Annotated in this window: 18 protein-coding genes; 13 read left to right on the top strand and 5 right to left on the bottom strand. The window is 59.7% G+C overall.

Going from position 1 to position 17243, the window contains the following annotated elements; all coding sequences use genetic code 11:
• Positions 1-144 precede the first annotated feature (144 nt).
• The gene (locus tag GBC55_RS23550) at positions 145-843 is read right to left on the bottom strand and encodes a DNA-3-methyladenine glycosylase (RefSeq protein WP_162439924.1); all 699 of its coding nucleotides are present in this window, start codon (positions 841-843) and stop codon (positions 145-147) included.
• A 189-nt stretch (positions 844-1032) separates the two neighbouring features.
• Between GBC55_RS23550 and GBC55_RS23545 the strand changes: the two genes are divergently transcribed.
• The 13 genes from GBC55_RS23545 (at position 1033) to GBC55_RS23485 (ending at position 13623) form a co-directional block, all read left to right on the top strand.
• Positions 1033-2304 (top strand): glutamate-5-semialdehyde dehydrogenase, encoded by a 1272-nt coding sequence (locus tag GBC55_RS23545; RefSeq protein WP_162439925.1) that lies wholly within the window; start codon positions 1033-1035, stop codon positions 2302-2304.
• 1 nt (position 2305) lies between these two features.
• Positions 2306-2995, top strand: coding sequence for a nicotinate-nucleotide adenylyltransferase (gene nadD, locus GBC55_RS23540; RefSeq protein ID WP_268932914.1), 690 nt, complete (start codon positions 2306-2308; stop codon positions 2993-2995).
• A gap of 72 nt (positions 2996-3067) precedes the next feature.
• Positions 3068-3562 (top strand): ribosome silencing factor, encoded by a 495-nt coding sequence (rsfS, locus tag GBC55_RS23535; protein ID WP_162439926.1) that lies wholly within the window; start codon positions 3068-3070, stop codon positions 3560-3562.
• 9 nt (positions 3563-3571) lie between these two features.
• Complete coding sequence (gene rlmH, locus GBC55_RS23530; RefSeq protein WP_003185785.1) at positions 3572-4039, top strand: 23S rRNA (pseudouridine(1915)-N(3))-methyltransferase RlmH; 468 nt, start codon at positions 3572-3574, stop codon at positions 4037-4039.
• 10 nt (positions 4040-4049) lie between these two features.
• Positions 4050-5945 (top strand): penicillin-binding protein 2, encoded by a 1896-nt coding sequence (gene mrdA, locus GBC55_RS23525; protein ID WP_162439927.1) that lies wholly within the window; start codon positions 4050-4052, stop codon positions 5943-5945.
• 31 nt (positions 5946-5976) lie between these two features.
• A complete protein-coding gene (rodA, locus tag GBC55_RS23520; RefSeq protein WP_162439957.1) occupies positions 5977-7080 on the top strand; it encodes a rod shape-determining protein RodA in 1104 nt (367 codons plus the stop codon).
• 17 nt (positions 7081-7097) lie between these two features.
• Positions 7098-8108 (top strand): lytic murein transglycosylase B, encoded by a 1011-nt coding sequence (gene mltB / locus GBC55_RS23515; RefSeq protein ID WP_162439928.1) that lies wholly within the window; start codon positions 7098-7100, stop codon positions 8106-8108.
• Complete coding sequence (locus GBC55_RS23510; protein ID WP_162439929.1) at positions 8108-9121, top strand: septal ring lytic transglycosylase RlpA family protein; 1014 nt, start codon at positions 8108-8110, stop codon at positions 9119-9121. Before mltB ends, GBC55_RS23510 begins: the two co-directional genes overlap by 1 nt.
• Positions 9122-9301: 180 nt before the next feature.
• A complete protein-coding gene (locus GBC55_RS23505; RefSeq protein WP_162439930.1) occupies positions 9302-10459 on the top strand; it encodes a D-alanyl-D-alanine carboxypeptidase family protein in 1158 nt (385 codons plus the stop codon).
• 86 nt (positions 10460-10545) lie between these two features.
• Positions 10546-10821, top strand: a complete 276-nt coding sequence (locus tag GBC55_RS23500) for a DUF493 domain-containing protein (protein WP_162439931.1) — start codon at positions 10546-10548, stop codon at positions 10819-10821.
• The gene (gene lipB, locus GBC55_RS23495; protein ID WP_162439932.1) at positions 10821-11468 is read left to right on the top strand and encodes a lipoyl(octanoyl) transferase LipB; all 648 of its coding nucleotides are present in this window, start codon (positions 10821-10823) and stop codon (positions 11466-11468) included. Before GBC55_RS23500 ends, lipB begins: the two co-directional genes overlap by 1 nt.
• A gap of 25 nt (positions 11469-11493) precedes the next feature.
• Positions 11494-12495, top strand: coding sequence for a lipoyl synthase (gene lipA / locus GBC55_RS23490; protein ID WP_162439958.1), 1002 nt, complete (start codon positions 11494-11496; stop codon positions 12493-12495).
• Positions 12496-12672: 177 nt separating this feature from the next.
• Positions 12673-13623: an LD-carboxypeptidase gene (locus GBC55_RS23485; RefSeq protein WP_162439933.1), complete on the top strand. Its 951-nt coding sequence runs from the start codon at positions 12673-12675 to the stop codon at positions 13621-13623.
• A 121-nt stretch (positions 13624-13744) separates the two neighbouring features.
• Here the strand turns inward: GBC55_RS23485 and GBC55_RS23480 are convergent, their stop codons facing one another.
• The 4 genes from GBC55_RS23480 to lptE all read right to left on the bottom strand — a co-directional run bounded on the left by GBC55_RS23480 (position 13745) and on the right by lptE (position 17173).
• Positions 13745-15067, bottom strand: coding sequence for a lytic murein transglycosylase (locus GBC55_RS23480; RefSeq protein WP_162439934.1), 1323 nt, complete (start codon positions 15065-15067; stop codon positions 13745-13747).
• Between the two features lie 62 nt (positions 15068-15129).
• Positions 15130-15294, bottom strand: coding sequence for an alternative ribosome rescue factor ArfA (arfA, locus tag GBC55_RS23475; RefSeq protein WP_094470475.1), 165 nt, complete (start codon positions 15292-15294; stop codon positions 15130-15132).
• A 196-nt stretch (positions 15295-15490) separates the two neighbouring features.
• Entirely contained in the window at positions 15491-16528 is a 1038-nt protein-coding gene (holA, locus tag GBC55_RS23470; protein ID WP_162439935.1) for a DNA polymerase III subunit delta, read from the bottom strand.
• Positions 16529-16567: 39 nt separating this feature from the next.
• The gene (lptE, locus tag GBC55_RS23465) at positions 16568-17173 is read right to left on the bottom strand and encodes an LPS assembly lipoprotein LptE (RefSeq protein ID WP_162439936.1); all 606 of its coding nucleotides are present in this window, start codon (positions 17171-17173) and stop codon (positions 16568-16570) included.
• Positions 17174-17243: the final 70 nt, after the last annotated feature.

Below are 17243 nucleotides of genomic sequence, written 5' to 3'. Positions count from 1 at the left end.
AAAACTCAGGCTTTGGTGGCCTTGGCTCGCAAGCTCTGTCGGGTGGCGTTCGCTCTGATGAAAAATCAGAGCGAATACCTATCGGCTTGAGAATTTTGTGTTGCTGGGCAACATAGAATCTCCCACAAGTGGGGCGTCCATCGTTCAAGTCAGCAAAAAATAATCCCGCCCTTCGACCTGTCCGCGTCGCAACGGGTTCCGCGTGCAATAGGGCGCGTAGGCGCCATCAACGAAGCGGTACATCAGGTGTTCGTCACGTCCATGGGGGATGCCCAGTCGTGTGGTTTGAATGATGTGGGTGGGAGCAGGGCCGGCATCTTCCACCAGCAATATCTCATGATCGAAGCGCTTGCCATCCCAGACGGGGACTTTCAGCCCGAGTGCCTTGCACAGCAGGGTCTGACCGGCACACAGCTTTTGCGAGGGGCGAGGGCGTCCCTGGGCGTCGGGGCTGTTGAGCAGCATCTGCGCCAGGCTTGCCGGTCCACTCAAGTCATCTGTCCATGGGTAGGCGGACTTGATTAGTACGGCGTTGCCGGGACCGTGGGCGCTGAAGTTCAGAGAGTCGCCACCTCGGGCGTAGTACATATAGATGTGGCCGCCATCCAGAAACAAAGCCTTACGCTTTTCTGTGTAGCCGAGTGAGGCGTGGCTGCCTTTTTCGTCGAAATAATAGGCCTCGGTTTCGATGATTCGGGCACTGAGCCATAGATCACCGACCCGATGACGGATAACTTTGCCGAGTAAATCCCGGGCCAGCGTTTGGGCGTCGCGGTTGAAAAACGCATCTGGAAGCGCCTTGGGCTGCCGCGTAGCGGACGCTCGAAGAGTCAGATTGGTCATGATCAGTAGCGTTTATCAGCGGTGAATGAGTCGTGATGATAACAATTTGAAGCTTAATCACGTCTGAACGTCGGCAAATCGCCTTCCATTTCGACCATCCGCCCGTCACTGCTGTTAGTCAGGAGACACGACAGCTATAATCTGCCGCTTTACTCTTTATCAAACCTTATCTAAGACCTCGCCAAGACCATGACTGAGTCCGTTCTTGACTACATGACCCGCCTGGGTCGCGCTGCTCGCGAAGCGTCCCGCGTCATCGGCCGTGCCAGCACCGCGCAGAAAAACCGCGCCCTGCAAGCTGCCGCCAATGCGCTGGACGCTGCACGCGCCGAGCTGACCGCTGCCAATGAACTGGATCTGGCTGCTGGTCGCGCCAATGGTCTTGAGCCCGCGCTGCTTGAGCGCCTGGCGCTGACGCCGGATCGCATCGACGGCATGATCGTCGGCTTGCGCCAGGTCGCGGCCCTGCCAGACCCGGTGGGTGCCATACGCGACATGAGTTTTCGACCCTCAGGTATTCAGGTCGGCAAGATGCGCGTACCGCTGGGTGTGATCGGGATCATCTATGAATCCCGCCCCAACGTGACCATCGATGCTGCAAGCCTGTGCCTGAAGTCCGGTAACGCGACCATTCTGCGCGGCGGCTCCGAGGCGATTCATTCCAACCGGGCGATTGCCGCTTGCATCCAGCGCGGTCTGGCCGAGGCAGAACTGCCGGCCGCCGTTGTACAAGTGGTCGAGACCACCGACCGTGCCGCCGTTGGTGCATTGATCACCATGCCGGAATACGTCGACGTCATCGTGCCCCGTGGCGGCCGTGGCCTGATCGAGCGTGTCAGCCGCGATGCCCGTGTACCCGTGATCAAGCATCTGGACGGCATCTGCCACGTTTATGTCAGTGCTCATGCCGATCTGCCGAAAGCCCAGCGCATCGCTTTCAATGCCAAGACCTACCGTTATGGCATTTGCGGCGCGATGGAAACGCTGCTGGTGGATCAAGCCGTTGCCGGGGATTTCCTGCCGTCCATGGCTGCACAGTTCCGCGAGAAAGGCGTTGAATTGCGCGGTTGTGAGCGCACCCGGGCGATCATCGATGCGGTAGCGGCGACGGAAGAAGACTGGAATACCGAATACCTGGCGCCGGTTCTGTCGATCCGTGTCGTTGATGGCCTGGACCAGGCGATCGAACACATCAATCAGTACGGCTCCCATCACACCGATTCGATCGTCAGTGAAAACGTCGGCGATACCCGGCGTTTTGTGGCGGAAGTCGATTCGGCGTCGGTGATGATCAACACTCCGACGTGCTTCGCCGATGGCTTCGAATACGGATTGGGTGCCGAGATTGGCATTTCTACTGATAAGCTGCACGCCCGTGGCCCGGTGGGTCTCGAAGGTCTGACCTGCGAGAAGTACATCGTGGTCGGTGATGGCCAGTTGCGCGGCCAGGCGTCTGTTTGACTTGGGCGACCTCGATCTGACAACGCCGGTCCCTGCCCGCGAGCCCGCCCCGCGACGCATTGGCATGCTGGGTGGGACGTTCGACCCGGTGCACATCGGCCATTTGCGCGGTGCACTGGAAGTCGCCGAATCGCTGGCGCTGGATGAGTTGCGACTGACGCCGAGTGCCCGGCCGCCTCATCGCGGCACGCCGCAAGTGTCGGCAAAAGACCGTCTGGCAATGGTTGAGTGCGCGGTGGCCGGTGTGGCGCCGTTGGTAGTGGATGCCCGCGAATTGCAGCGGGACAAACCGTCCTACACCATCGATACCCTGGAACTGATGCGTGCCGAGCTGGCCGCTGAAGACCAGGTTTTTCTACTTTTGGGCTGGGACGCTTTTTGCGGCCTGCCCACTTGGCACCGCTGGGAAGAGTTGCTCCAGCATTGCCACATCCTGGTGCTGCAACGCCCGGATGCCGACAGCGAACCGCCGGATGCCTTGCGCAACCTGCTGGCAGCGCGCTCGGTGAGCGACCCGCTGGCCCTCAAAGGGCCGAGCGGACAGATTGCATTCGTCTGGCAGACACCGCTTGCGGTATCCGCCACCCAGATCCGTCAACTGCTGGCCAGCGGTAAGTCGGTACGTTTCCTGGTGCCCGACGCGGTCCTGGCCTACATCGATGCGCACGGACTTTACCGTGCGTCGAACTGAATAGGAGTGCCTCAAGGCACGTGCAACAACGTGTATTGAAGCGCCTGAACATACGAGCAAAACGAGTTTTATATGACTGACAAAGACCAAACCAAAGTAAAGCGCAAAGGCACGTTCAAGAGCGCCCCGCTGCCAGTAGAAGTCCAAACCGGGCCGGAGCTGCGTGGCGAAGAACTGGTCAAGGTTGCCGTAGCAGCCCTGGAAGACGTGAAGGGCCAGGACATCCAGGTCATCGATGTTCGTGAAAAGCAGAGCATCACCGACTTCATGATCATCGCGACCGGTACGTCCAACCGCCAGATCGGCGCGATGCTCGACAAAGTCCGCGAAGCCGTCAAAGCCCAAGGCGTCAAGCCACTGGGTGAAGAAGGCAAGGGCGACAGCGATTGGGTCCTGTTGGACATGGATGATGTCATCGTGCACATGATGACTGCCTCTGCCCGTCAGTTCTATGACCTGGAGCGTCTGTGGGCCGGTGCCGAGCAAAGCCGTTCGGCCAGCGCTGCACACCACAGCCCAGAGAACACCCATGAGCATTTCACCAAGCTCAACAAAGACCAGCAATAAGGGTTCGCTGTGCGACTGCGACTGATCGCCGTCGGTTCACGCATGCCCAAATGGGTGGAAGAAGGCTGGCATGAATATGCCAAGCGTCTTCCTTCCGAGCTGGCGCTGGAACTGGTGGAAATACCGCTCAACACCCGTGGCAAAAACGCCGACGTGGCTCGTTTCATCCGCCAGGAAGGCGAAGCCATGCTGGCCAAGGTCGGGCCGAACGAGCGGATTGTCACACTCGAAGTCCACGGCAAGCCCTGGAGCACCGAGCAACTGGCGGTCGAGCTCGATCGCTGGCGGCTGGACTCGCGCACAGTGAATTTCATGGTCGGTGGCCCGGAAGGGCTGGCGCCGGAAGTGTGTGCGCGGGCGGATCAGCGCTGGTCACTCTCGCCGTTGACGTTGCCGCACCCGCTGGTGCGGATCCTGATCGGCGAACAGCTGTATCGTGCCTGGACAGTGCTGTCCGGCCACCCTTACCACAAGTAGTTCTGCCCTCATGCCTCAGCCGATCCGCATCAAGGACCACGAAAAAGACGCCCGTCTGGTGCGTGGCCGCGTCGTGTTCGGGGCTATTGCGGTGGTAGTGCTGATTTGTGTGCTGATCGCGCGGCTGTATTTCCTCCAGGTGATTCAGTACGAGTACCACTCGACCCTTTCGGAAAACAACCGCGTCCATGTGCAGCCGATTCCGCCTCCCCGTGGGCTGATTTTCGACCGCAATGGTGTGGTCATTGCCGACAATCGGCCCAGCTTCAGCCTGAGCATGACCCGTGAGCGCTCTGGCGATTGGCAGCAAGTGCTCGACGTGATCGTCCAGGTGCTGGAGCTGACGCCTGAGGATCGGGTGATTTTCGAGAAGCGCATGCGGCAGGGGCGTCGGCCGTTTGAGCCGGTGCCGATCCTGTTCGAGTTGACCGAAGAGCAGATAGCACGAATCGCCGTGAACCAGTTCCGCCTGCCAGGGGTTGAAGTGGTCGCGCAACTGGTCCGTCACTACCCGCAGGGTGCGCATTTTGCGCACTCGGTGGGTTACATGGGGCGGATCAACGAGAAAGAGCTGAAGACTCTGGACCCGGTGAGTTACAGCGGCACCCATCAAATTGGCAAAACCGGCATCGAGCGCTTCTACGAGCCCGAGTTGCACGGTCAGGTGGGCTACGAGGAAGTAGAGACCAACGCTCGAGGCCGCGTGTTGCGTGTGCTCAAGCGTACCGATCCGATTCCCGGCAAGGACATCGTCCTGAGCCTGGACATCAAATTGCAGGAAGCCGCAGAAGCGGCGCTGGGCGGTCGGCGTGGCGCCGTTGTGGCGTTGGACCCGGCGACCGGCGAAGTGCTGGCGATGGTCAGCCAGCCGAGTTTCGATCCGAACCTGTTTGTCACAGGCATCAGCTTCAAGGCGTATGCGGAGCTGCGTGACTCCATTGATCGTCCGCTGTTCAACCGTGTCCTGCGAGGCCTGTACCCGCCTGGCTCGACCATCAAGCCCGCCGTGGCCATTGCAGGCCTTGATTCCGGTGTGGTCACCGCGTCGACCCGAGTCTTCGACCCCGGCTATTACCAGCTGCCCAATTACGATCACAAGTACCGTAACTGGAACCGCAGCGGCGACGGCTTCGTGGACCTCGATACGGCAATCATGCGGTCCAACGACACCTACTTCTATGACCTGGCCCACAAGTTGGGCATCGATCGACTGTCCGCCTACATGGGCAAGTTCGGCATTGGCCAGAAGGTCTCCCTGGACATGTTCGAGGAGTCACCGGGCTTGATGCCGTCCCGTGAATGGAAGCGTGCAACCCGTCGTCAGGCGTGGTTCCCGGGCGAAACACTGATTCTCGGGATCGGTCAGGGCTACATGCAGTCGACACCGCTGCAATTGGCGCAAGCCACGGCGCTGGTCGCCAACAAAGGCATCTGGAACCGCCCGCACCTGGCCAAGACCGTCGAAGGTGAGAGGCCGAAAGATGAAAACCCGATGCCGAACATCGTCCTGCGTGACCCGTCCGACTGGAACAAGGTCAACCACGGCATGCAGCAGGTGATGCACGGCGCTCGGGGTACCGCGCGCAAGGCCGCTGCAGGTTCCCAGTACCGAATCGCCGGCAAGAGTGGTACGGCCCAGGTGGTCGCCATCAAGCAGGGTGAGAAGTACGACCGCTCGAAGGTTCAGGAGCGTCACCGTGACCACGCCTTGTTCGTGGGCTTTGCGCCGGCCGATAACCCGAAAATCGTCGTGTCGGTGATGGTCGAGAACGGCGAGTCCGGTTCTGGCGTCGCCGCACCCGTGGTACGCCAAGTGATGGATGCCTGGCTTCTGGGTCAGGACGGCCGATTGAAAGCCGAGTACGCCAGCCCTATCAGTGCGGAGGCTACGGCCCGTGATGAATAATTTTGATCGCATGCTCTCCAGTGAGGATGTGATGCGTCGCCGGGCGACGCTGTTGCAACGACTGCACATCGATGGCCCGTTGCTGATCCTGTTGCTGACCCTGGCCGCCGGCAGCCTGTTCGTCCTCTATTCAGCCAGTGGCAAGAGCTGGGATCTTCTGGCCAAACAAGCCACGTCGTTTGGCATCGGCCTGGTGTCCATGGTTGTCATCGCCCAGTTCGAACCGCGCTTCATGGCTCGCTGGGTGCCAGTCGGTTATGTGGTCGGCGTGCTCTTGCTGGTGGTGGTGGACGTCATGGGCCATAACGCCATGGGTGCGACGCGCTGGATCAACATTCCCGGGGTGATTCGCTTCCAGCCCTCGGAATTCATGAAGATCCTGATGCCGGCGACCATCGCCTGGTACCTGTCCAAGCGCACCTTGCCGCCGCAGCTCAAACATGTGGGCGTCAGTCTGTTCCTGATCGGATTGCCCTTCATCCTGATCGTGCGCCAGCCCGACCTGGGCACCTCGCTGCTGATTCTTGCGGGCGGCGCCTTCGTGCTGTTCATGGGCGGACTGCGCTGGCGCTGGATTATCAGTGTGCTGGCCGCTGCAGTGCCTGTGGCCATCGCCATGTGGTTTTTCATCATGCACGACTACCAGAAGCAGCGAATCCTGACGTTTCTCGACCCTGAGAGCGATCCGCTTGGCACTGGCTGGAACATCATTCAGTCGAAAGCGGCCATCGGTTCCGGCGGTGTATTCGGCAAAGGCTGGTTGCTGGGCACCCAGTCCCACCTGGACTTCCTGCCGGAAAGCCACACCGACTTCATCATCGCGGTAATGGGTGAAGAATTCGGCCTGGTGGGCATTTGTGCGCTGCTACTGATTTACCTTTTATTGATCGGTCGCGGGCTGGTAATTACCGCCCAGGCCCAGACATTGTTCGGCAAATTGCTCGCGGGCAGCCTGACCATGACTTTTTTTGTTTACGTTTTCGTCAACATCGGTATGGTCAGTGGCCTGTTGCCGGTTGTAGGGGTGCCGTTGCCGTTCATTAGCTACGGAGGAACTTCGTTGGTGACGCTGCTGTCAGCGTTTGGGGTTTTGATGTCGATCCATACCCATCGTAAGTGGATCGCACAAGTTTGAATAAGGTGAAGATTTCAATGCAAGTAATGCGTGGCTGGGCGACTCGATACGCGCCGTGGGTCGGCCTGGTAAGCATCCTTGGCACAGCGCAAGACGCGCTGGCCGGCGATTACGAAGGCTCACCCCAGGTGGCTGAATTCGTCGGTGAAATGACCCGCGACTACGGTTTCGCTGGTGAGCAGCTGATGGGCGTGTTCCGCGAAGCCGAGCGCAAGCAGTCGATTCTGGACGCGATCTCGAAGCCTGCCGAGCGGGTCAAACAGTGGAACGAGTACCGGCCAATGTTCATCTCCGATGCGCGTATCGCCCGGGGCGTGGATTTCTGGCGTCAGCACGAGGCCGTGCTGGCCCGCGCGGAGCAGGAATACGGAGTGCCGGCGCAGGTTATCGTGTCCATCATTGGGGTTGAGACCTTTTTCGGACGTAATACCGGCAATTTCCGGGTGATCGACGCGTTGTCGACCCTGGGCTTCGACTATCCTCCTCGTGCCGAATTTTTCCGCAAGGAACTGCGTGAGTTCCTGCTGCTGGCCCGTGAAGAGCAAGTCGATCCGTTGACCCTCAAGGGCTCGTACGCCGGGGCGATGGGCCTGCCGCAGTTCATGCCCAGCAGCTTTCGCGCCTATGCAGTGGACTTTGACGGTGACGGCCACATCAATATCTGGAACAACCCGGATGACGCTATCGGCAGCGTCGCCAGTTATTTCAAGCGTCATGGCTGGGTCGCTGGTGAGCCGGTGGTCAGTCGCGCCGATGTTCGTGGCGATCAGGTAGAGGAAGGTTTGACCACTGGCATTGAACCGACTAAAACCGTCGGGGAGTTGCGAGCGTTGGGGTGGTCAAGTCATGATGCGCTGCGCGATGATATGCCGGTCACCGCTTTCCGCCTGGAAGGTGACAACGGCCCTGAATACTGGATGGGCCTGAAGAATTTTTACGCGATCACGCGTTATAACCGCAGCGTGATGTACGCCATGGCCGTACATCAACTGTCTGAACAGCTGGTCCAAGCACGGGGCGTCAAGTAATGCGGGCATTGCCTATGAATAAACCCCTGAAGCTGATGGCATTCGCCGCGTTGGCAGTGCTGGTCGCCAGTTGTTCGACCAGCCGCGCGCCGGCTCAGAAATCCTCATCCACTGCCGTGCGCTCGACGCCGGGGCTGGACATCAACCGTGCTCACAAGGACGGCGCGCCATGGTGGGACGTCGACGTATCGCGCATCCCGGATGCCACGCCAACCCTGCATACCGGCCCCTACAAGGCCAACCCGTACACCGTGCTGGGCAAGACTTACTTCCCGCTACAAGAGTCCAAGACCTATGTGGCCTCGGGCACGGCGTCCTGGTACGGCACCAAGTTCCATGGGCAGAACACCGCCAACGGCGAAGTGTATGACCTGTACGGCATGAGCGCCGCTCACAAGACCCTGCCACTGCCAAGTTACGTTCGGGTGACCAACCTGGACAATAACAAGTCGGTAGTCCTGCGGGTCAATGATCGTGGCCCCTTCTATTCGGACCGGATCATCGACCTGTCCTACGCGGCTGCCAAGAAGCTCGGCTATGCCGAAACCGGCACGGCGCGTGTCAAGGTCGAAGGTATCGATCCGCAGCAGTGGTGGGCCGCGAAGGGGCGTCCGGCGCCGTTGATGCTTAACGAACCGCAGGTTGCACAGAACAAGGCCCCGGTCATAACCGCGTCGGCCGGTACGGTCGAACAATGGACGCCACCGCCGCAGCAGCACGCAGCGGCCGTAGTGCCCGTGCAGATCGATGCAAAAAAAAACGCTTCTGTACCAGCGTCTGGCCAGTATCTGCAGGTGGGCGCGTTCGCCAACCCGGACGCTGCAGAACTCCTGAGATCGAAGCTGAGCGGAATGGTGAGCGCTCCGGTTTTCATCAGTTCGATCGTGCGCAATCAACAGACACTGCATCGGGTTCGCCTGGGGCCAATCGGCTCACAGGGTGAAATCCAGCAAGTGCAGAACAGCGTGCGGCTGGCCAATCTCGGTTCGCCGAGCCTGGTCACTGCCGAGTAGTACGCAGTACTTGAATGACGGTTCACTTGCTATTTGGGGGGTGGACCTGGTTGTTGGCTCGTTGAAGAACAAAAGCCCGGCAAGGGCTCTGAGTGAACAACTGAACACGCGACGACCCGTTAGAAGGTTGTCTGATTAGATTTGCCTCTGGGCAGTACCATTAGCGATTTCGAGAGACGGATGAACATCACCACCTTTGCCAAACGACTGTGCCTGCTAGTACCGCTGCTCATCTCGCCTGCCGCGTTCGCGGTTGAGATGATGCCTTCGCCACCCCAACTGGCCGCTAAATCCTATGTGCTCATGGACGCCAGCAGCGGTAATGTGCTGGTAGAGAACAACGGTGACCAGCGTCTGCCTCCGGCCAGCCTGACCAAGCTGATGACAGCCTACATCGCGACCCTGGAAATCCGTCGTGGCCAGATCGGCGAAAACGATCCGGTAACGGTCAGCGAAAACGCCTGGCGTACCGGTGGTTCGCGGATGTTCATCAAGGTTGGCTCGCAGGTGACTGTCAGCGACCTGCTGCACGGCATCATCATTCAGTCGGGTAACGACGCCAGTGTTGCGCTCTCCGAGCACATCGCGGGCAGCGAAGACGCATTCGCCGACATGATGAACAAAACCGCCACCGATCTGGGCCTGACCAACTCCCACTTCATGAACCCGACCGGCCTGCCGAACCCGGAGCATTACTCGTCGGCTCATGACATGGCCGTGCTGGCTCGCGCGATCATCCACGAAGACCCGGCTCATTACGCGATCTACTCGCAGAAAGAGTTCTTCTGGAACGGCATCAAGCAACCGAACCGCAACCTGTTGTTGTGGCGCGACAAGACCGTCGACGGCCTGAAAACCGGTCACACCGATGAAGCCGGCTATTGCATGGTGTCCTCGGCTGTCCGTGATGGCATGCGCCTGATCGCGGTAGTGTTCGGCACCAACAGCGACGTGGCCCGTGCTTCCGAAACCCAGAAGCTGCTGACTTATGGCTTCCGTTTCTTCGAAACACAGACCTTCTATCAGAAAGGCGCCGAGCTGGCTCAGGCTCCTGTCTGGAAAGGCACCACCAATCAAGTCAAGGCCGGCCTGGCTGAAGACCTGACCATGACCCTGCCAAAAGGCCAGCTGAAAAAGCTCGTCGCCAGCATGACCATGAACCCACAGCTGATTGCGCCAATCGCCAAGGGCGACGTGATCGGTAAAGTCGAAGTGAAACTGGACGAAAAGGTTGTGCACAGCGCAGACCTGATTGCTCTGGACGCGGTCGACGAGGGTGGTATCTTCCGTCGCATGTGGGATAGCATCCGTCTATTCTTCTACGGCTTGTTCAACTGATTTAGTGTGGACCTGCATGGCCTCGTTCCAATAAGGAGCGGGGCCATGTTCGTTGCCACGGCTTACGCTCACGAGGCCGTTACGCCATGACCGATACCGAAGTAAAGGCGCCAAAGATCGAATTTCCCTGCGCGGATTACCCGATTAAAGTAATCGGCGACACCGGCGTGGGTTTCAAGGACAAGATCATCGCGATCCTTGAGAAACACGCGACCGTTGACCTCAAGACGTTTGCTGAACGCCAGAGCACCAACGGCAAGTACACGACCATCCAGCTGCACATCATCGCCACCGGTCAAGAACAGCTGTACGACATCAACAGCGAGTTGCGGGCTACCGGTTTCGTGCACATGGTGCTGTGATGTCTGGCACGCTGGGCTTTCGCGAGCTCGGCCAGATGGCTTACGAGCCGGTCTGGCATGCCATGCAACGCTTCACCAACGAACGCGGCACCGATGCCGCCGACGAAATCTGGCTGGTCGAGCACCCGCCGGTGTTTACCCAGGGTCAGGCTGGTAAAGCCGAACACTTGTTGCTCCCGGGTGATATTCCGGTGGTGCAGGTTGATCGCGGCGGACAGGTGACCTACCACGGTCCCGGTCAACTGGTAGCCTACCTGTTGCTTGATGTTCGCAAGCTCGGTTTCGGTGTGCGTGACCTGGTCACCCGCATGGAGCACTGCCTGATTGAGCTGCTGGCCAGCTATGGCGTCACGGCAGCGGCCAAGCCGGATGCACCGGGTGTCTACGTCAACGGGGCGAAAATAGCGTCCCTGGGGCTGCGTATTCGCCACGGGTGTTCCTTTCATGGCCTGGCCCTGAATGTGGACATGAACCTGGAACCGTTTCGACGGATTAATCCCTGCGGCTACGCCGGGCTGGCGATGACCCAGCTGAGCGATCACGCAGGATCGATTGAATTTGCCGAGGTAAGTGCCCGGCTGCGCGCGCAGCTCGTCAAACACCTCGACTATGCTGAGCAGACGACCCTAACGGGCGGAATCGACTGATATGACTACTGATGCAGTGCAAACCATGATCCCGACGCTGGATGTCACCGAGCGCCCGGCCCCGCGTGCCAAGGTTGAAGCCGGCGTTAAGCTGCGCGGCGCCGAGAAGGTTGCACGCATCCCGGTAAAGATCATTCCGACGACCGAACTGCCGAAGAAACCTGACTGGATTCGCGTGCGCATCCCGGTATCTCCGGAAGTCGACCGTATCAAGGCCCTGCTGCGCAAACACAAGCTGCACAGCGTGTGCGAAGAAGCGTCCTGCCCGAACCTGGGCGAGTGCTTCTCCGGCGGCACTGCGACGTTCATGATCATGGGTGACATCTGCACCCGTCGCTGCCCGTTCTGCGACGTGGGCCACGGTCGTCCGAAGCCATTGGACGTCAACGAGCCGGAAAGCCTGGCCATCGCGATTGCCGACCTGAAGCTGAAGTATGTGGTGATCACCTCTGTGGACCGCGACGATCTGCGTGACGGCGGTGCCCAGCACTTTGCCGACTGCATCCGCGAGATTCGCAAACTGTCGCCAAACGTACAGCTTGAAACACTGGTTCCCGATTACCGTGGTCGCATGGACGTTGCGCTGGAAATCACCGCTGCCGAGCCACCGGATGTGTTCAACCACAACCTGGAAACCGTACCGCGCCTGTACAAGGCCGCGCGCCCGGGTTCGGACTACCAGTGGTCGCTGACCCTGCTGCAACGCTTCAAGCAGATGATGCCGCACATTCCGACCAAGTCCGGCTTGATGCTGGGTCTGGGCGAGACCGACGACGAAGTCATCGAAGTCATGAAGCGCATGCGCGAGCACGACATCGACATGCTGACCCTGGGCCAATACCTGCAACCGTCCCGCAGCCACTTGCCGGTCGAGCGCTTCGTGCACCCGGACACCTTCGCCTGGTTCGCCGAGGAAGGTTACAAGATGGGCTTCAAGAACGTCGCTTCCGGCCCGCTGGTGCGTTCTTCGTACCATGCCGACGAGCAGGCGAAACTGGTTAAGGCCGAGTTGATAGCCGCCTTGTAATGTGCCGGTGCAAGAAATAAAACGCCCGCATGGCTTATCCGGCCTTGCGGGCTTTTTTTGCCTGTCTCACAGTGCCCGCTGCATTTTCCCGCAACCCGCGGGGCAACCGAACCTCTTCTGTTTGTCCCCGTTCCTGACTACTGTGTGTTTGATGTGTTCACGCAGGGAGATTCAAGGATGACCGCTAGACCGCACCACACTCTTTTTCCTCACAAGTCTGTCCCGGCCTTGCCAGCGCAAGGGTTGATTGGCGTTATTGCACCCGCCGGCCCTGCGAGGCTGGATACGGATAAAGCCACCACCTGGATGCGCGCTCGCGGTTATTCGCTGCGGGTGTTTGCAGGGGTGTATGAAACGGATGGCTACTTGGCCGGCACTGACGATGTGCGGCTCAACGATTTGCATGCGGCGTTCGCTGACAGCGAAGTCGATGCCATCATTTGTCTTCGTGGTGGATACGGTACGCCACGCTTACTCGACCGGATTGATTTCGAGTTGCTACGCAATAACGCCAAGCCATTCATAGGCTATAGCGATATCACCGCCCTGCATTTGGCGATCAGTCGGTACGCCGGGTTTGTGACGTTTCATGGGCCGCTGCTGAATGCCGATTTGTTGGGGGACAAGCAAAAGCCGACCGAGTCTTCGTTTTTCAACATGCTCAGAGGTCAGGTGAAGGCTGGCAGCGTGCTCGCGCACCCGGTGGCTTACCCGTTGACCACCATCGAGCCGGGCATCGCCCACGGGCGTTTGCTGGGGGGCAATCTGTCGATGATTGCCGCGACCATGGGCACGCCTTACGAGATTGATGCCGAAGGCGTCATCCTGTTCATCGAGGACATCAATGAGCCGCTTTATCGCATCGACCGACTGCTCACCCACCTGCGCCTCGCGGGCACGCTGGGCAAGCTGCGAGGGGTTCTGGTGGGGGATGTGGCGGGTGTGGACGCCGATGCGCTGGCGCGCTTGCTCAAGCAGACCTTTGAACCGTTGCGGATTCCGGTATTGGCCGGGTGGCGCAGCGGGCATTGCGATCCGAACCTGACGTTGCCAATGGGGGCTCTGGTGAGACTCGATGCGGGGAGCAAGGAACTGGTGTTGGAGCAGGATGTGGTTGTCAAACGGTAGGTTTTTTCGCCTGACAGTCAGTCATCGCGGGCAAGCCTTGATCCCACAATAATCTGAAGTGAACACACTGTTTGTGGTTCGCGTAGATCCATTGTGGGAGCAAGGCTTGCCCGCGATGCTTTTAACGGTTGCGAAGCCCTTCCAGCAACTTGTGCGTCGGATACCCATCCGCCGGCCAGCCAAATGACTGTTGCGCACTGCGAATCGCCTTGCGGGTGTTGGCACCGATAATTCCGTCAGCCGTGCCCGCATCATAGTTCTGCTCGCTCAACAGGCTTTGCAATTCGATCCGCTCAGTGCGGCTCAATGGCAAATCGTCTTTCGGCCAAGTCCCGCTGATCAGGCCCCCACCGCTGAAGCGTTCCGACAACAAGCTCACCGCCAATGCGTAGGACGACGAATTGTTGTACTTGAGGATCGCGCGGAAGTTGTCGAGCACCAGGAACGCCGGGCCACGATAACCTGCCGGCAGCAGCAGGGCGGCAGACAGGTGTTCAGAGCCGGCTGGCGCCTGCGCACCACCAGGCAAGCTCACACCCAGCTGCAGCCATTCGGCGACACTCTTGCGAATCGTGCCATCGGCCAGAACGTAGTCGAAGCCGCTCGCCAGCTGCACTTCAAAACCCCACGGCTGGCCTTTCTGCCAGCCGGAGCTTTGCAAGTAATGTGCGGTCGATGCCAGGGCGTCGGCGGGGCTGCCCCAGATGTCGCGGCGACCGTCGCCATCGAAGTCGACGGCGTGGGTGTTGTAGGTCGTCGGGATGAACTGGGTCTGACCCATGGCCCCGGCCCACGAGCCGAGCATCTTGTCTGGCTCGATATCGCCCTGTTGCAGGATCTGCAGCGCAGCAATCAATTGTGCGTGAGCAAAACCTGGACGGCGCCCCTCATAGGCCAGCGTCGCCAGGGAATTGATCACTGACTTGCTGCCCTGGAATTGCCCGAAGTTACTCTCCATGCCCCACACCGCGACCAGTGCCTGGCGATCGACACCGTAACGCTGTTCGATGCTTTGCAAGATGTCGGCGTATTGGCCAACCAGGGCCTGGCCTCTACGTACGCGCAATGGCGACAGGGCGCCATCGAGGTATTCCCATACGGGGCGGGAGAATTCGGGCTGGCTGCGATCGGCGCGGATGATGCTTGGGTCCAGGCTGACATTGGCGAACGCGCGGTCGAAAAGATCGGCGCGGATGCCGGCAGCCAGTGCGTCCTTGCGGAAACCTGCTTGCCACTCGGCAAAGGTCTGCGTCGGCTGAATATCAAGGTTTTCGCCGGTCGGCACAACGGGAGGAATCACCGCTGGGGCTGTCGCTACGGGACGGGTTTGAAGCGGTTCGGCGTCGGCGGCGGTCGGTTTTTCCGCGCAGGCGACAAGCAGTACGAGGCTGGAGGCAGCAATCAATTGGCGTAGGTGCCAACGACGGGAAAGACTAGGGGGCATGCACAGGTCCAGGGAATACGAATCAGGTGCAGACCTTAACATGTTGAGCGTGCGCTTGCCTTTCAGGCCGCCAGAAAGTAAGAAGCCTCCCAGCTATTAGACTGGAAGGCTTCGCGGCGGTAGCTGCCTTTGCCCTTGCCGGCGCGTTCCTGACGGCTGCGGAACAGTGGCTGGGCGATGATGGATTTGGCCTTGTTCGGGCCATTTTTTGATGGCTTTTTGCTCATGACGGTTCTCGCAATTGAGTGAGTTTTGCGGGGCGAATCATCGGCCGAAGCCGGTTCAGTGTCTATAGTGCAAATGGATGTGTTTTGTGTAGGAAGAAACGTCAAAAGATCGCAGCCTGCGGCCCCTCCTACAGGAGATTGCATACTCTGTATGAGCTGCCGCAGGCTCGGGCCGCGTTCGGACGATCTTTTGATCTTATTCAGCAGGCAATGTGAGCCGCTGACCCGCCATCAACAAAGACAACCGACTCAAACTCATCCAAGGGGAACCAGCGGCCTGGCCTTTGATCTGCGCATCGATGCGTTGTGCTTCCAGCAACAGCTGCGCCCAGCGTTGCGCCGAGTAGCGTTGCAGGGCTTTGCTCATCAGTGGCTTGCGCTTGTCCCAGACGGGCGGTCGGGCGGAGCTGAACGCCTTGTCCAAAGGCACGCCCTGACTGTATTGCAGCGACAGGTTGGCCAGCAAACGCAACTCTCGAGCCAAGGCCCAGAGAATCACCGGTGGTTCGACGCCTTCGCCTCGAAGGCCTTCGAGCATGCGCAGGGCGTGGGCGGCTTCGCCATTTAGAATCGCATCAGTCAGGCCGAATACGTCAAAACGCGCACTGTCAGCCACCGCGGCCTGAACGGTTTCAACAGTGATCTGGCCACCTTCGGCCATCAGCTTGAGTTTCTCGATTTCCTGCGCCGCGGCCAACAGGTTGCCCTCGACCCGTGCAGCAATCAGCTCAACGGCGTCCTGGCTGGCAGACAGCCCGGCCTGGGACAACCGTTGACGTATCCAGCTTGGTAGCTGATTGGCATCCACTGGCCAGATCTGCACGAACTGGGTCTGCTGACCTTCGACCAGCGCCTTGCCCCACTTGGTTTTCTGAGCACTGCCATCGAGCTTAGGCAAGCTGATCAGCAATACCGTGTCTTCAGCCGGTCGTGAGCAGTATTCGATAAAGGCGGCAGCCCCTTTGTCGCCAGGCTTGCCGGAGGGCAGGCGCAACTCCAGCAAACGCTTTTCAGCGAACAGCGACATGCTCGCGCCTGCTTGCAGTAGCGTCCCCCAGTCGAAACTGGCGTCGGCGGCAAACACTTGTCGTTCGTCGAAGCCTTGCTGGCGGGCGGCGGCACGGATGGCGTCGGCGGCTTCCTGGCACAACAGCGGGTCATCGCCACTGATGATGTAGACCGGCGCAAGTGCGCCTTGCAGGTGTTTACCGAGTTGGGCGGGGGCGAGTTTCATAGGAAAGGGCGAACGGGGCGCCGGAGCGCCCCGTAAGTCTTACTGCTGAGGCAGTTCGAGAGGCGACTGGCGCGGAGTTTGCGCCTCAGCCTTCTGTGCTGCTTCAATGGCCGCGGCTTCAGCCTTGGCTTTGGCGTCGGCGGTCTGTTGCAGCTGATCCAGCTGAGCCGGCGTGAGCTGTTGCAGACGGACCATCATGCGTTGGACCAGGTCACGGCGCATTTCCACGCGAGCAGTGTCGGCTTCCTGTTCGGAACCCACCAGGTTGTTACCGTCGTGGATGAACACTTTCTGCACTTCGATCTTGTCGTTCAGCAGGTCCACGCCGCCCTGGCCACGGATGTCGTATTTGAGCACCGTGCTCAGTTGATACTCGCCAGTACGGCCGGCACCGGCGTAGCTGAGAATGCGCTGGGTTTCCTGCTCATCGGTCAGCACCAGCTTGTAGGGTGCACCGGTGACGACTTTGACGCCGCTGCCCTCAAGCACCTGACGCAATTGGGTCACGGTTGGGCCGTAAGCGTTACGGGCGCTCAGATCGAGCTCCTTGATCGCCAGTTCAGTGTTGCCAGTGCCGCGCAGCTGGAAACCGCAGGCGCTCAACAGGACTGCCAGGCCCATCACCAGCAAATTGCGTTTGATCATCTTGTTGCTCCCCTTGAAACCAGGTGGGCCGATCATGCGGCCCGAAAGGTTTTACTCGGCGCCAGGCTCA

The organism is Pseudomonas sp. TNT3 (genome assembly GCF_010095445.2).
Lineage (GTDB): Bacteria > Pseudomonadota > Gammaproteobacteria > Pseudomonadales > Pseudomonadaceae > Aquipseudomonas.
Note: the sequence above shows the minus strand (reverse complement) of the source record. Positions and strands in the feature narration are given on the sequence as shown.

Coding starts and splice junctions, on each gene's coding strand:
- GBC55_RS23550 (WP_162439924.1), bottom strand. CDS start 843: ATGACCAATCTGACTCTTCGAGCGTCCGCTACGCGGCAGCCCAAGGCG.
- GBC55_RS23545 (WP_162439925.1), top strand. CDS start 1,033: ATGACTGAGTCCGTTCTTGACTACATGACCCGCCTGGGTCGCGCTGCT.
- rsfS (WP_162439926.1), top strand. CDS start 3,068: ATGACTGACAAAGACCAAACCAAAGTAAAGCGCAAAGGCACGTTCAAG.
- mrdA (WP_162439927.1), top strand. CDS start 4,050: ATGCCTCAGCCGATCCGCATCAAGGACCACGAAAAAGACGCCCGTCTG.
- rodA (WP_162439957.1), top strand. CDS start 5,977: ATGCGTCGCCGGGCGACGCTGTTGCAACGACTGCACATCGATGGCCCG.
- mltB (WP_162439928.1), top strand. CDS start 7,098: ATGCAAGTAATGCGTGGCTGGGCGACTCGATACGCGCCGTGGGTCGGC.
- GBC55_RS23510 (WP_162439929.1), top strand. CDS start 8,108: ATGCGGGCATTGCCTATGAATAAACCCCTGAAGCTGATGGCATTCGCC.
- GBC55_RS23505 (WP_162439930.1), top strand. CDS start 9,302: ATGAACATCACCACCTTTGCCAAACGACTGTGCCTGCTAGTACCGCTG.
- GBC55_RS23500 (WP_162439931.1), top strand. CDS start 10,546: ATGACCGATACCGAAGTAAAGGCGCCAAAGATCGAATTTCCCTGCGCG.
- lipB (WP_162439932.1), top strand. CDS start 10,821: ATGTCTGGCACGCTGGGCTTTCGCGAGCTCGGCCAGATGGCTTACGAG.
- lipA (WP_162439958.1), top strand. CDS start 11,494: ATGATCCCGACGCTGGATGTCACCGAGCGCCCGGCCCCGCGTGCCAAG.
- GBC55_RS23485 (WP_162439933.1), top strand. CDS start 12,673: ATGACCGCTAGACCGCACCACACTCTTTTTCCTCACAAGTCTGTCCCG.
- GBC55_RS23480 (WP_162439934.1), bottom strand. CDS start 15,067: ATGCCCCCTAGTCTTTCCCGTCGTTGGCACCTACGCCAATTGATTGCT.
- arfA (WP_094470475.1), bottom strand. CDS start 15,294: ATGAGCAAAAAGCCATCAAAAAATGGCCCGAACAAGGCCAAATCCATC.
- holA (WP_162439935.1), bottom strand. CDS start 16,528: ATGAAACTCGCCCCCGCCCAACTCGGTAAACACCTGCAAGGCGCACTT.
- lptE (WP_162439936.1), bottom strand. CDS start 17,173: ATGATCAAACGCAATTTGCTGGTGATGGGCCTGGCAGTCCTGTTGAGC.